Raw genomic sequence first — 15,178 nt, forward strand, 5'->3', positions numbered from 1 at the left:
ATTCCTATAGATTTTGAGTGATGGCGCACTCCTTTTAAAAAAATGAATGAGCTGCGTCTACTTTAGTATTGACATTTATTCCTTATTTTAGAACTTTATTTTCATGGTAGGAGATAAAGGAAACATGCTCCCGTATCGGGGGTATGCCGACGTTGACCGGCAAGGTCGTAGTTAGTCGGCCTTCCTTTACCCGTAAGGAGCCGATGTTGGCTTATCGCACGGAGGTGAAGGAAGTCTGGGACTGCGGTACAGTCGTTCCTCGTCCCACCGTAAAGACCCGCTGTCGCTGGGCGCTGGAGCTGGACGTGGCTATTCTTATATAGAAGATTATCCACAGATCAAAAATTATTTAACATAGTACGCTAAGCAATAAAAAAACGGCTCCATCGTCAAACAGACTGCATGGAACCGTCTTCGTTATACAACTTGATTATGCATCAAACGCTAATTCTACTTCCACATTCCCCTTAATCGCACGGGAAATCATACAGCTTTTTTCCGCTTTTTCAACCAGTCTCCCGAGCGTCTTATGTTCCTTTTCAGTTGCTCCATCCTTCAGAGAAACAGTTGGTTTATGAATGATCTTTTTATACGTAAATCCACCATTGGTTACGTCCACAATACCTTCTGATTCCAGCGACATTTCCTGAAGCGGCAATGCAGCGCGCTCAATCATGGCTGCCAATGTAATAATATAACAGGTCGCCGCTGCCCCAAGCAGCATTTCGTCCGGGTTAGTCCCAATCCCAGGGCCATTCATTTCAGGAGGAATCGAAATTTTCGTTTTTAAATTTCCTGCTTCAATATAACCCTCACTATTTCTGCCACCAGGCCAATCTGCTTTCAAATGAAAATGATGCTCTGCCAAAAAATCACCTCATAACAAAATTTCATTACAAAAAGAATGCCATGATCTCACCAAGTACAACACCTAAAATTACAATCATCCAGGCGGGCATCTTCCAAAAGTGTAACAGTGCAAACAAAATGACCGCAAGTCCGAAATGGGAACCGTCTGTAATCGAGCTTGTAAATACCGGGTTATAAAAAGCGGCCAGCAAAATCCCGACAACACTTGCATTCACTCCGGTCAATATCCCCTGAAAGCCGGAGCGTTTCCTTAATTCGCCTAAAAACGGCAGGACTCCAACTATAAGTAAAAATGACGGAAGAAAAATGGCTATCGTTGCAACGACCGCACCTGTTATCCCGCTAACCATTGTTCCCAAGTAGCTGGAAAAAGTGAATAGCGGACCAGGCACGGCTTGAGCCATACCATAACCTGCCAGGAACTCATCTGCCGACAACAGTCCAGTCGGCACCATTTCTTGTTCCAAAAGGGGCAGCACCACATGTCCACCCCCGAAAACAATAGAGCCCACCCGGAAAAATATATCAAATATCGTTACATATGTATTCGAAACAATTTGCGAAACAATAGGCAATCCTGCCAGTAAAATAGCTAAAATGGATAAAGAAATAATACCCTGTTTTTTACTGATCGATACTTTAAAAGGCTGCACTTTCGTTTCGACTTTTTTGGAAAATAGAAAGTAACCGATAATAGCAGCACCGGCGATCACTGAAATTTGTACCACGGCTGATGGAAAAATAATCATGATCATTGCGGCAATGAGCGCAATAGCAAGTCGCGGCCGGTCCGGCGTCAGGTTTTTCCCCATGCCAAGAATCGCGTGAGCCACTACAGCTACGGCAACGATTTTCAAACTTGTAATCCACGCGGCGTCATCTAATGTAAATGACTGATAAAATATCGCAAATAAAACAAGGACCACAACCGAGGGGACTGTAAATGCAAACCAGGAAAGGACCCCGCCCCAAAAACCACCGCGGAGCATTCCAATAGAAATCCCGACCTGGCTGCTTGCCGGACCAGGCAGGAATTGGCAGACCGCAATGATATCTGCATATGTCTTATCATCGAGCCACTTTTTCCGGTCTATGTATTCATCTTTAAAGTATGCTAAATGAGCAATAGGACCACCAAAGGAGGTGAGCCCCAGCTTTAACGATGTAAGGAAAATTTCCAACAATGAATTTCTCTTTTGCATAGCTTCCTCCATAAACTGTTGATACTTTATAAAATAACATACAACCCCGGTGCTTATCTTAAAATTTACATAAACTTAACATACTTTTTTACTGGTGATCCAAAATCTCTTTCAACACCGCTGCCTGATTATATTTTTCCTCTTTAGATCCAAATAACAAGGTTACATCTTTACGATGCTTTTTTATAATGTCTTTCAACTGATCCAATGCTTTTTTCTGCTCCCCGCTTTGTAATTCATCTTTATATTTTTTCTTGAATTCCGCAAATTTTTCCGGGTCATGATTGAACCATTTCCTTAAATTGCTGGACGGTCCAATTTCCTTAATCCACTCGTCCAAGCCAGCATCCGCTTTGGACATTCCTCTTGGCCAGACTCTATCTACCAGTACACGGATACCATCGTCATTATTTTTTTCCTCATAAATGCGTTTTATTTGTACAGGCATATTCATACCCCCCCTCTATCCATTCCTTACCCATAAAAAGAAGAAGCAAACACTTGGCTGCTTCTTCCTGTTCATTATTCAATTTCTTTTACTTTTTTCAAGTCCCGGCCAGATAAAAACCATCCTGCTACGGCTATACCAATTAAAATGCTATAGAAAATAAGCTTCCATGCCATTGACTCAGGGAAGTTATGCGGAATCCAGGCAACATCCGGATGGGCAAGCACAATCATCGTTAATTTTACACCGACCCAGCCCACAATTAAGAATGCCGCAATTTCAAGCCCGGGCCGTTTGTACAATAATTCCACAAAAATATTCGCCGCAAACCGCATGATGATCAGTCCAATCATTCCTCCGGCAAATACAACGAAAAACTGACCGGAATCCAGGCTACCTATTGTACCGAGTCCTGTAGGAGGGAGTGCGACAGCCAAAGCAACGGCTGCTAAAATGGAGTCGACTGCAAACGCCAAATCGGCAAATTCGACTTTCACGACCGTCATCCAGAAGCCGCTTCCCTTTTTCTCTTTCTCTTTCATATCTGCTTGCACTTCTTTGACGGGCTTCAGTTTATCATATAAATGCTTAATGGCAATAAACAGCAAGTATGCTGCTCCTAAAGCTTGTACCTGCCAGACGTCTACAAGGAAGGAAATAACAAATAATGAACCTAATCGTAAAACAAAGGCTCCCGCCAGCCCGTAAAATAATGCTCTTTTCCGCTGCTTTTCCGGCAAATGTTTTACCATGATTGCCAGTACTAGCGCATTGTCCGCTGCCAGCAGACCTTCCAGACCAATCAAAATAATAAGCACCCATAGATATTCAACAATTAATGCGCTCTCCATCATTTCTCTCCTCAGCAAAAATGGTCTCACCAACAGGCAAGACCAATAAAAAAGAGACCTTACCCGTTAGTGGTAAAGGTCTCGCAAACAACGTGAGTTGCCAATCAAGCCGGAGATATATTCTCGTGAAATGACGGCTTAAATTGTACAGCTACTCCCCTTTAATATCTATATCTATTTAACCGTTAAAGAGGGAATATGTCAACAAAAAGTTTCATCACTTTCCTTTAATCAAACGTTTTAACAACTTTCTGCACCGGCTTAAGAAATGATTTCCTGAATGATTTCATCCATTGCCTTTTTCAGCATATCGCGTTTCTCTTCACTTTCCTTTGCACTTTTTCCACAAACACCATAATAGTATTTAATCTTCGGTTCCGTACCCGAAGGACGCAGACATACCCAACTGTTTTCTTCCAATAAAAATTTCATCATATTTTCACTTGGAAGGTCAATCGTCTCTTTTTTATTCTCTTTACCAGTATAAGTGCGTTCCCCTGCAGCATAATCCTCAATAACTTTCACAGCCATCCCCGCTATTTCTTTCCGTGGGGTTTTACGGATTTCTGTCATGATTTTATTTATTTGTTCTGTGCCTGTTTTTCCTTCCAATTTCAAAGAAGAAAGGCCTTCCAGATAATAACCATGCTTCTCATACAATACATGCAATGCATCAAGCAAGGTTTTTCCTTCTTGCTTCCTGTAATATGCCATTTCTGCAGCCATCACTGCTGCCTGTACCGCATCTTTATCCCGCGCAAAAGCACTGATTAAATATCCGTAGCTTTCCTCATAGCCAAAGAGAAAGGTTTCTCCAGTTTCATCAAACTGACGGATTTTTTCCCCGATATATTTAAAACCTGTAAGTGTATTAATTGTCTGCACTTGATAGTGATCGGCAACAGCCTGGCCTAATTCTGAGGTAACTACCGTTTTCAGCATCCTGCCGTTTTTTATTGATTGCTCATCACTACGGGATAAAACATAATCAAGCAGCAATGCGCCCAGTTGATTGCCTGTTAATACCTGATAATCCCCTGCCTCGTTTTTCACAGCTACACCAAGCCTGTCTGCATCAGGGTCTGTTGCGAGCAAAATGTCCGCATTCATTTGTTTCCCTTGTTCAATCGCAAATGTAAATGCCTGGTGTTCTTCCGGGTTTGGAGATGCTACGGTGGAGAACTCCGGATCAGGTTTCGCCTGTTCCTCTACCACTTCTACATTAGAAAATCCAAGCTGATCAAGACCGTGTGTACCGAGATACAAAGCAGTGCCATGCAAAGGCGTAAAGACAATATTCAAGTCTTTGTTTTCATCCTGCTCCTCAATAGACATTTTAGAAATCTTTTTTAATTGCTCTAAATAAGCCTCATCCACTTCTTTTCCCAGCCAAATGAGCAGATTCTCTTTTTCAAGTTCATCTGCTTCTTTAAAAGGTACAGCCAATTCATTCTCCGTTTTTTGAATAGAGGCAATAATATCCTGTGCTTCATCGGGCGTTATTTGACCACCGTCTTCATTGTATACTTTAAACCCATTATACGCTGGCGGGTTATGGCTTGCGGTGATCATAATCCCTGCAGCTGTCCCCAGATAACGCACCGCATAGGAAAGCAGTGGCGTCGGTCTTAATGTATCAAATACGTACGTGCGTATACCGGATGCACCAAGCACTTTTGCCGATTCTATAGCAAATTCCTGGGACATATGACGTGAATCATACGCTACGACTGCCCCGCGTTCTTTTACATTTTCTGTTGTATTCAGCAGATAGTTTGCCAGCCCGTGCACCGCTTTTCTTATTGTATATACATTCATACGGTTGATGCCAGGGCCAAGAATCCCTCGCATGCCGCCTGTTCCAAATGTCAGCTCTTTATAAAAAGCATCTTCCAAAGCCTCTCTATCATTTTCCATCTCCGTTAAATTCTGCTTTAAAGATGGATCCAAATTATGAAATGTACGCCATTTCTGATAAACTTTTTCCCAGTCACCCATAAATATATTTCCTCCAAATATATGTATATGGCTTGATTCTAGCATAGGTATAGGAAATATTCCACGTCACCGTTTTATTTACCTATTTTGAGGTAATAATAGGATATGTGCCTTTATAGGTGCCTTGGGCTGCGCTAAATGCTCGTCCCATCTTAAAGATTTAACGATAGAATACTTTCTATTAATTTAGTTTATAAGGTAGAATTAAAAATATGAAAAAATGAAACATATATAGAAGCATGTTCGTTATAGTATCAAGTAATTAAAAGAAAGTAGTGATGATGTTGACGCAAAAACGCTGGTTTAGAATCATGCTCTTTTTTATTATGTTTTTCCTGCTCGTATGGCTCATTGCCCTTACGGATTTTCTTTTTATACCGGTGGTAAGGCTAATTGGCGCTGTTGCCCTGCCGATTCTTGGAGCGGGTATTCTGTATTATTTAACAAAGCCGTTAATGCATTTATACATGCGATTTAAAATGAACCGGATTGTTTCTATCCTTCTCGTCTATTTAACTATTATTCTCGTCGTTTCCTTATTCGTTGTTTATATTTGGCCGATTGCTCAGCAGCAAATAAACAATATGGTTGACAGTATACCGCAGATGGTTAAGTGGGCAGAGGAAACATTCCAGTGGTTTCAATCAAATTATCAAACCTTCCCTGATGAAGCGGTAAGCTGGGTCAATGACTTTATTGCCGATATCCCGCAGCACCTGGAATCAATCGCGAATAATCTTTTCGGAATAATCGGCGGCTTCATTGGACAGGTTGTATCTGTTGTAATTGGGATTTTTCTTATTCCGTTTTTCCTGTTCTTTATGTTGAAGGATGGTCATAAACTGTCCCCTTTTGTTACACAGATTTTCAGTAAAAAGAAAGCGAAGAACATCCAAAGCTTAATGTCAAAAATGGATAATGTGCTTGCCTCATTTATTCAGGGACAGCTGCTTGTCAGCTTTTTCGTCGGTTTATTATTGCTGATCGGCTATCTTATTATCGGACTTGAATTTGCGCTGGCATTTGCATTATTTGGGATGCTCACCAACGTCATTCCATTTCTCGGTCCATATTTGGCGGTCATTCCCGCATTAATCATCGGAGGAATTCAGGACCCGTGGAATCTTTTATGGATTTCCCTGATTATGTTTGTTGCACAGCAAATTGAAAGCACCCTTATTTCACCAAATGTAATGGGACAGGTGCTCAAGCTCCATCCATTAACAGTGATTACAGTCGTGCTTGCAGCAGGAAGCATTGCAGGTTTCATCGGTATCCTGTTTGCCGTACCGTTTTATGCACTTGTCCGGACGATTATTATTCATTTTTATCAAACGTACAGGAAATCAAAAAAGGATGAGGAAGATGCGCTGATCTAACGGATTAGCGCAAATCAAAAGGGCGGCTTTCCTTTAAGTTGTTGATAATAAATGACTTAACCGGTGGCCCCGTTTTTATTTTAGTGTATTTTAAGGGATGGGATCAATCTATGGTGCATGGGTTAACGGAATTAGAGGTAAGCATGTATCAGAGAAGCAGGCTATGATACACGGGGAAGCTGAAATTGAGCTAAGCATGTACCAGAGAAGCAGGCTATGATACACAGGGAAGCTGAAATTGAGGTAAGCATGTATCAGAGAAGCAGGCTATGATACATGGGTAAGCTGAAATTGAGCTAAGCATGTACCAGAGAAGCAGGCTATGATACACGGGGAAGCTGAAATTGAGGTAAGCATGTATCAGAGAAGCAGGCTATGATACACGGGGAAGCTGAAATTGAGGTGAGCATGTATCAGAGAAGCAGGCTATGATACACGGGAAAGCTGAAATTGAGGTCAGCATCTACCAGAGAAGCAGGCTATGATACACGGGGAAGCTGAAATTGAGGTGAGCATGTATCAGAGAAGCAGGCTATGATACATGGGGAAGCTGAAATTGAGGTGAGCATGTATCAGAGAAGCAGGCTATGATACATGGGGAAGCTGAAATTGAGCTAAGCATGTATCAGAGAAGCAGGCTATGATACACGGGAAAGAAGAACCCAGGACTAGCCTGTACCATAGAAAACTGCCTTTGTTTTAAATTGGAAAAAATCATTCCCTTTTTCCAAAATGATAAACAATAGATGAACCTATTGCATAATACCCAATCTTTTTATAAATATTGTTGGATGTCTGGTTGCTTTGATCAGTATATAAACTGCAAAATTGAAAACCCTTATCAAGCAGCTGCTGACTTAAAACAGCCACGGCGTTTGTTGCATAGCCCTTCCGCTTAAACTGATCCGGGGTGAAGACTGCATTAATTGTAGCGCCATTCTTCGTTTTTCTTGATCTGTTAATCATGGAAACAAACTGGTTATCAACCTTCCATAGATATATGGACTGGTTTTTCACAAATTGATAAGCCATGTTTTCAGCTTTTTCTGCAGTAATCGGTTCGTTTGCCTCTACGCCAAATATAACGAGCCAGGCAGCAATTAGCTCCAGCTCATCTTCTGTTCCATTTACCAGTTGACCTTTGACAGATGGGGTTATTTTTACTTCATCCAATTGATAGATTAATTGGTTCATATGTATAGCTGCAGTTGTATTTTTCAAATCGGCCCATCTATGCACGAAAGCCTCTACCTCAGATACAGGCCCTAACACTCCAGGTACTTCCAGGCCTCCCTCATAGAGGTAATCAGCAATAGCATAAGAAACATCTTTGTTCCTTCCTTCAACATCGGCAATGATCCAATTATGGGGAGGTGTCCTCATAAATGCTGAGACCGCCCGACCGTTTTCTTCCACATACCCTAGATAACAGTTCATTTTATTCGATTGAAGGCGATCAAGTAATCCAAGTATCAAATTATTGCATGCTTCTTTTTCTAATAATAAGGTTTCCACTTTTTCCAAATAGGATTTCACAGACGATTCCATTTTAATTTTCATGGATTTACTCCTTTTTAGTATTTTATTTTACTCAAATTAGTTGTTTTGTAAAGTAGTCTTCAGCTAAACTGGTAGCGAGGTGATGAGGGATGAATAAAAAAGAACTGATACAAAAACTAGATGAATTAAAATCAGATTATACCCGGATTCAGGGCGATATGGATAAATTGGAATATGTCCGTGGCAGGGTTTCCTCCGCTGAAGCACAGTTAATTCGGCTGGAAAAAGAAATTAGTGAGGTTAACCATCAGCTGGAGGTAATGAAATAAGATATACTTGTTATTTTTTAGATAAAGCGCTTCTCCCTGCACGGCAGGAAGAAGCGCTTTTTTTGGTACCATTGGATAAGACCCTCAAGAGCCGCACTGAAAAGCTGACTCTAATACCTGATGAGGAAATTTTTGGCCCAAGTGGTACTCCGAGAGACTTTCTCGAGTACCTGGGCATCAATTTTTCGGGACAAGCGGTATACTGAAAAGCTTTCTCGAGTAACCGATGAAGGGGTTTTTCATCCAAACGGTACTCAGAAAAGACATTTCAAGTACCCTGCGGCTTCTTTTTAACCTTGGCCGGTACACTGAGAAGTCCCCCGGAATACCTCAAACTTCACACTTTATTATTCTTTGACTCCCCATTCCGCTTAACTTCAATTCTCTCCTTTATTTTTGCATTTTCTTTTATAGGTGGTGTAAAACTGATGATCTTATCTCCAACTGTCGGTACTGTCCGCATTTCCTCCGAATAAAATTTCAGCTTTCCTGAAGGCTTGATTAAATACAAAAATACAGTGGAATCATCTTTATCCTCCACATATTGCTTATAATTGTATTGCGGTGTCAATGTCGTCTGGCGGAATACATAGCCGTTTTCCAATTTTTCATTGAGATCCTCCATTGGAAACTTCTTATCAAACAGGACTCTTCCGCCAACCTTCGTAACAATCTCCGAATTTCCATTTTTATGCTTACGATATGGGCTCACTTTAAATACATTTGTTCTGCCATATTCAGGCATAAATGTCGTACAGACCAATGAATTATAAGCATTGTCATCGGTTGCTGCCAGCAAAAACTCATAAGGCACGGTATCGAGATTATACTCCGTTTGCTCGGAAAGAATGCTTCCATGGTAAAACGGCAGTCCTGCTTTTCGCACCTCGCTCAACCTTCTGTAAGATGAATCCACAATAATCGTTGGAATATCTGCTTTCCTTAATGATTTTGCCAGCTCCACCGTAAATGGATTCGCTCCAACAATTAATGTGCCGGGACGACCTTCCATGGATAAATTCAGTTTTTTCGAAAGCCAGCCAATGGAAAATCCGTGGGCAATCACAGTGAAAAGTACGAGCCCAAACGTCAGCGTTGTTAGGATTTCAGCATCTTCATAACCTGCTTCCTGTAAAACTCCTGCAAAATAACCTGCTACGGTTAAAGCGACAATCCCTCTTGGCGCAATCCAGCCTACCAATGCTTTTTCATTGAATGAAAGCCCTGAACGGATGGTTGATAAAAATATGGACAGCGGTCTTACAATGAACATCATTAACAATACAAAACCAATAATGTTCGGGCTGAAAATCTGCAGTAATGTTTCCATTTGCAGAGAAGCTGTGAGCATAATGAATATTGCCGAAATAAGCAGTACAGAAATATTTTCCTTGAAATGGCGCATATCCGAAATCGAACTGACTCCCATATTTGCGAGTGTAATTCCCATTGCCGTTACGGAGAGCAGCCCTGTTTCATGCATGATTACATCTGCACCTGTGAAACATAAAATAACTACTGTAACTACAACAGGGGACTTTAAAAATTCCGGAACATGTCCTGCCTCAAACATCCAGCCAAGTCCCCGGCCGCATGCCCAGCCAAATACTGCAGCAAAAAGAGAAGCTGCAAAGAACAGCATTAATTGTGTCACATTCGGGTCATTGGCGGATAAAAATGTGATGATTTCAAAAGCAAATACAGCTAATAACGCCCCAATCGGATCAACAATAATTCCTTCCCATTTCAGTATTTTTGCTGGTCTCGGCCGGAGTTTCGACTGCCTTAATAATGGCATGATAACAGTAGGCCCTGTCACGATAAACAGACCGCCAATGACAAAGGCTACAGCCCACGACAGCCCGGCAACATAGTGCGCAGCCAAAGAGCCGAGGATCCAGGCAATAAATGCACCAACCGAAGCAATCCGGAACACTGGTTTTTCCAGTCCCCTCAGTTCTTTAAAGCTCAAGCTTAGACTGCCTTCAAATAATATAATTGCAACTGCTACAGAAATAATCGGACTATATAAATTGCCAAAGTCTTCTTGCGGATTAATAAACCCTAAAAATGGCCCCACCAGGAGCCCCGTGATGGACATAATTACAATAGCCGGCATTCGAAAGCGCCATGCCAGCCATTGGGAGCCTATTCCCAGAATACCTATTAGCATAATTTGAAATAATAACGAAGGTTCCAATATAATCCCTCCTAAATGAAAAAACATAAAAATCATTCTAACGTTATAAACAGATAATGTAAACAATTTCTTCTTAAAATCATGGATTGATTTCTAGAAAGTATATTCAACCGGAGAAACTTAATATGTTAAGACAGTCCTTTTCATAATTGACGGCACGGATGAGAACTGCATTTTGGGAATCTATAGCTAGAGCTGAAGAGGTATAAATTTGGATTATTTTTACTTTGTTTGTTGTATCCCGTTCAAGGAGGGAGGGTATTGGTAACGTAGCCCGAATAAGTTGTCACATAATTTTTGGTTTTAAGATTTAATCTTCATTGACAAGCTATTGGTTTTTTTATAAACTTACCTCGGCAAACGGAAAATCATTTTATATTGCTCTGTATATAGCTGTTATTTTTCTGTTAATAATGAAAATGTATATTTCCAGTGGTTAGTCGGTGGTAGTGTAGTAGAAAGCATTATTATCAGCTGAAAATTAGTTTTGCTGATATTTGAGGCGTATTTTTTGTAAGCGTTCCAGTAACTAAAAAATTGGGGGAATACATCATGAATAAAGACATTTTCATTATAGGCTTTATGCTCTTCGCACTATTTTTCGGAGCTGGAAACCTTATTTATCCTCCTATACTCGGTATGGAATCAGGCACCTCCTATCTGGCTGCAATCACCGGATTCGTTATTACCGGGGTTGGGCTGCCGATTCTAGCTGTGACGGCTATCTCTTTCGTTAAAGATGATGCGAGAGAACTGGCAGACCGGGTTCACCCGACATTTGGTCTTATTTTCACCGCTGCGGTTTACCTTGTTATCGGGCCGTTTTTTGCGATACCACGTGCAGCTACTGTGGGATATGAAATGAGTGTAGAGCCTTTCTTAACTGATTCTTCTGCGTTCATATTGCTGATTTTCACAATCATTTTCTTTGTTTTGGTATATTATGTAAGTTTGAATCCTTCTAAAATGGTGGATCGGATCGGAAAGTACTTAACCCCGATTTTACTCATCGCTATCGTGGCATTAAGTATTGGTGGACTTTTAATGCTTACTGCACCGCTGGATGGCCCCATGGAAAGATACTTGGATGCGCCATTTTTCACCGGTTTTGTTGAAGGGTATTTAACAATGGATGCGATTGCCGCCCTGGCATTTGGTATTGTAGTTGTCAGTGCATTTAAAGAACGCGGGGTTACTACCAGGGAAGATATGGTGAAGTCCACACTTAAAGCTGGCCTTATTACAGGAATTGCTTTAATCGCCGTGTATGCATCCATAGGGTGGATTGGCGCAAAAATGTCCACTCACAGTACATTCACCAATGGAGGGGAAATATTATCCGCTGCCGCCAATCAAATGTTTGGCGTTTACGGTGCCCTTTTACTTGGGGTGATCGTCACATTGGCATGTTTTACTACATCAGTTGGCTTGGTTGTAGCTGTTGCCCAATTTTTCGCAAAAATTACATCCATCTCCTATAAAATGCTTGTGCTGATTGTTACAATGATCAGCTTTGCCATTTCCAATCAGGGTCTGGATGCCATCATCGGTTTCTCCGTGCCGGTACTTACGTTCATCTATCCGATTGCCATCGTATTAATTCTGCTGACATTTCTGCATCGGCTGTTTGATGGTGTGCAGGCAGTTTACCGGTTGTCGATCTTTGTGGCAGCCATCATCAGTTTTTATGACGGGCTGGTGGAATTCGGTTTTGAGCTTTCGTCAGTTGCTCCATTCATGGAAAGTCTGCCACTGTATGATATCGGGCTCGCGTGGCTTATACCCGCTATTATCGCAGGTCTGATCGGCTGGCTGATTGGCAGGAAAAAAGGCTGATACTGCTTAGGCTAATCTGTTGTTAAATATTTGCTTTTCTGCAAGGCTGTTTTTTAAAAAATGGAGACTGCGAGTTATACTTGTTCCCCTATCAAGATCTGGGACGAACAGGAATTTGAAGGGTCGTCTCACTTGTATCCAGAGGTTTGGAAGCGGCGTGTATTTGTGGTACTGCTGGAATAGCAGCAAACTATGCAAAACATTTGGAAGATATATTCCAAATGTTTTTGTGATTAACAAATAATATATGGTAAAATGACATGTATGAAGGGAGGATTATGATGACTGTAAAAGAAAAAAATATTTTGCAAACGTATTTTGGGTATGAAAACTTTCGTCCCGGCCAGGAAGAGGCAATTAATTATGTCCTGGAACTGCAGAACACGCTGGCTGTTATGCCTACAGGCGGAGGTAAATCCCTGTGTTATCAAATACCCGGCTTAAGTCTGGAGGGCACTGCCATTATCATTTCCCCGCTCATCTCCCTTATGAAAGATCAAGTGGATGCTCTGCAATCCCTGGGAATTCCTGCCACTTACATAAACAGCTCCTTATCCGCCCCAGAGCAGCAGGAACGGCTTCAAGACATGATGCAATCCAGGTACAAATTTGTATATGTTGCGCCGGAACGATTTGAATCAGGTTATTTCACAAAGGCAGTAAGCCGCATACCGCTCTCCCTTGTCGCTTTTGATGAAGCGCATTGTATTTCCCAGTGGGGGCATGACTTCCGGCCAAGCTATCGGTCTATCGTGCCTAATTTAAAACAGCTATCCAATATCCCTGTTTTTATGGCACTGACCGCAACAGCAACAGAAGAAGTTGTAGAGGATATTCGTCGGCTGCTACAAATCAACCAAGTGATACACACCGGGTTTGAACGCGATAACCTGGCATTTCACGTTGTAAAGGGAAAGGATAAAGCCACTTACGTCCGTTCCTTTTTAAAAGCGCATGAATCAGAATCAGGTATTATTTACACAGCTACCCGTAAGCAGACAGACAGCTTATATGAACAGCTGAATCATCGGGGTGTAAAGGTAGCAAAATATCATGCAGGACTGCCTGAAGAGGAACGAAAACAGGCGCAAGCTGCTTTTATTCATGACGAAGTGAATGTCATGGTCGCCACCAATGCGTTTGGTATGGGGATAGACAAATCCAATGTGCGATTTGTAATCCATTATGCAATGCCAATGAATATTGAATCCTATTATCAAGAAGCAGGCAGGGCAGGCCGTGATGGGATCAATAGTGACTGCATCCTGTTGTTTTCGCCGCAAGACATTCAGCTGCAGAAATTTCTAATCGAACAGTCTAATATGGATGAGGAAGGGAAACAAGGTGAATACCGAAAACTGCAAGCGATGATTAACTATTGTCATACACATAGCTGCTTGACCTCTCATATTTTAGATTATTTTAATGATGCAAATACGAGTTTTTCATGCGAAAGATGCAGCAATTGTGTCAGCCGCCAGGAAGAAACGGATATGACGACGGAAGCACAAATGATTCTTTCCTGTGTAAAACGGATGGATGAACGTTTTGGTGTTTCCATGACTGCCAAAGTGTTGAAAGGCTCCAGAGATAAGAAAGTAAACACATTTGGTTTAAGCAGACTTTCCACTTACGGGCTTTTGTCTGCATATACAGAAAAAGAGATCACGGAATGGATTCACTTTTTAGTTGCCGAACAGCTGCTGGCTACAGAGGAAGGCAAGTTTCCGACATTAAAACTGAATAACAATTCTCTTAACGTGCTGAAGGGGGAGCGAACAGTACTTATGCGTACCGCACCTATCCCCGTTTCTGAAACTGCTGATTATCATGAGGAGTTATTCCAGGCACTTCGCAAGCTGAGAAAAGAAATGGCTGACGCGAGAAATGTGCCGCCTTATGTGTTATTCTCCGATATGACACTGAAGGAACTCAGCAGATATTTCCCTGTAACGAAAGAAGATATGCTTACCATAAAAGGAATTGGCGAGAGAAAATATGAACAGTATGGCGAAGCTTTTCTGGCTGTGATTCAAGAATGGCGGGGCAAAAATCCGGATGTAAATGAAAAAGTCCGGATTGAGGAAACACCAAAGCCCCGGGCAAACCGACCTGACGATGACAGACCAAGCCACTTAATCAGCTACCAGATGTTTCAATCCGGAAAATCCATTAATAATATTGCTTCCATCAGAGAAATGAGGATACAAACGGTTGAAGATCATTTGTTCAAAGCATATAAAGACGGCTATCCAATTGCGTGGGAGATATTTTTTAATGCGGAAGAGGAAACGGCTGTGCTGAAAGCTAGGGAAACGATTCAAGAACTCCGTCTGAAGCCATTGAAGGAAGCACTGCCTGAGGGTTATGATTATGAAAAGATTAAGGCCATTCTAGTAAAAAATGAACTAATGTAAAAAAATCCTCCTTGGAATAACATATTCCAAGGAGGATTTTTAGAATAGATATAGGAACAAGTGTTCTTTTATGGTATACTGACAAGAACAATAGGCTGGTTTCACTTGAGGGATTAGGTACACCTCCTGCGGGATATCTCCCAGGGAA

11 protein-coding genes are annotated in these 15,178 nt (G+C 41.5%); 4 read left to right on the top strand and 7 right to left on the bottom strand.

The features are described 5' to 3' along the window. Positions 1-430: 430 nt before the first annotated feature. From ACDX78_RS16600 to ACDX78_RS16620, 5 genes are all read right to left on the bottom strand, one after another. Positions 431-868, bottom strand: coding sequence for an OsmC family protein (locus tag ACDX78_RS16600; protein WP_486029278.1), 438 nt, complete (start codon positions 866-868; stop codon positions 431-433). 25 nt (positions 869-893) lie between these two features. Continuing rightward, a complete protein-coding gene (chrA, locus tag ACDX78_RS16605) occupies positions 894-2,072 on the bottom strand; it encodes a chromate efflux transporter (RefSeq protein WP_486029279.1) in 1,179 nt (392 codons plus the stop codon). 88 nt (positions 2,073-2,160) lie between these two features. Then, positions 2,161-2,520, bottom strand: a complete 360-nt coding sequence (locus ACDX78_RS16610; RefSeq protein WP_486029280.1) for a DUF488 domain-containing protein — start codon at positions 2,518-2,520, stop codon at positions 2,161-2,163. 74 nt (positions 2,521-2,594) lie between these two features. Continuing rightward, positions 2,595-3,371: a TerC family protein gene (locus ACDX78_RS16615; protein ID WP_486029281.1), complete on the bottom strand. Its 777-nt coding sequence runs from the start codon at positions 3,369-3,371 to the stop codon at positions 2,595-2,597. Between the two features lie 261 nt (positions 3,372-3,632). Next, entirely contained in the window at positions 3,633-5,369 is a 1,737-nt protein-coding gene (locus ACDX78_RS16620) for a phospho-sugar mutase (protein WP_486029282.1), read from the bottom strand. 281 nt (positions 5,370-5,650) lie between these two features. Between ACDX78_RS16620 and ACDX78_RS16625 the strand changes: the two genes are divergently transcribed. After that, positions 5,651-6,748: an AI-2E family transporter gene (locus ACDX78_RS16625; RefSeq protein WP_486029283.1), complete on the top strand. Its 1,098-nt coding sequence runs from the start codon at positions 5,651-5,653 to the stop codon at positions 6,746-6,748. Between the two features lie 714 nt (positions 6,749-7,462). Here ACDX78_RS16625 and ACDX78_RS16630 read toward each other — a convergent pair. Continuing rightward, a complete protein-coding gene (locus ACDX78_RS16630; protein WP_486029284.1) occupies positions 7,463-8,308 on the bottom strand; it encodes a GNAT family N-acetyltransferase in 846 nt (281 codons plus the stop codon). 89 nt (positions 8,309-8,397) lie between these two features. Here ACDX78_RS16630 and ACDX78_RS16635 point away from each other — a divergent pair, with 89 nt between their 5' ends. Continuing rightward, positions 8,398-8,577 carry an SE1832 family protein gene (locus tag ACDX78_RS16635; RefSeq protein ID WP_486029285.1) on the top strand — a complete coding sequence of 60 codons (180 nt, stop codon included), beginning with the start codon at positions 8,398-8,400 and terminating at the stop codon, positions 8,575-8,577. Positions 8,578-8,914: 337 nt separating this feature from the next. Here ACDX78_RS16635 and ACDX78_RS16640 read toward each other — a convergent pair whose 3' ends face one another. After that, a complete protein-coding gene (locus tag ACDX78_RS16640) occupies positions 8,915-10,777 on the bottom strand; it encodes a cation:proton antiporter (protein ID WP_486029286.1) in 1,863 nt (620 codons plus the stop codon). A 552-nt stretch (positions 10,778-11,329) separates the two neighbouring features. Here ACDX78_RS16640 and brnQ point away from each other — a divergent pair. Then, positions 11,330-12,613, top strand: coding sequence for a branched-chain amino acid transport system II carrier protein (gene brnQ / locus ACDX78_RS16645; protein WP_486029287.1), 1,284 nt, complete (start codon positions 11,330-11,332; stop codon positions 12,611-12,613). 281 nt (positions 12,614-12,894) lie between these two features. Next, the gene (gene recQ, locus ACDX78_RS16650; protein WP_486029288.1) at positions 12,895-15,030 is read left to right on the top strand and encodes a DNA helicase RecQ; all 2,136 of its coding nucleotides are present in this window, start codon (positions 12,895-12,897) and stop codon (positions 15,028-15,030) included. Positions 15,031-15,178: the final 148 nt, after the last annotated feature.

The organism is Virgibacillus oceani, assembly GCF_041521345.1.
In the GTDB taxonomy this organism is placed as follows: domain Bacteria; phylum Bacillota; class Bacilli; order Bacillales; family Amphibacillaceae; genus Virgibacillus_N; species Virgibacillus_N oceani_A.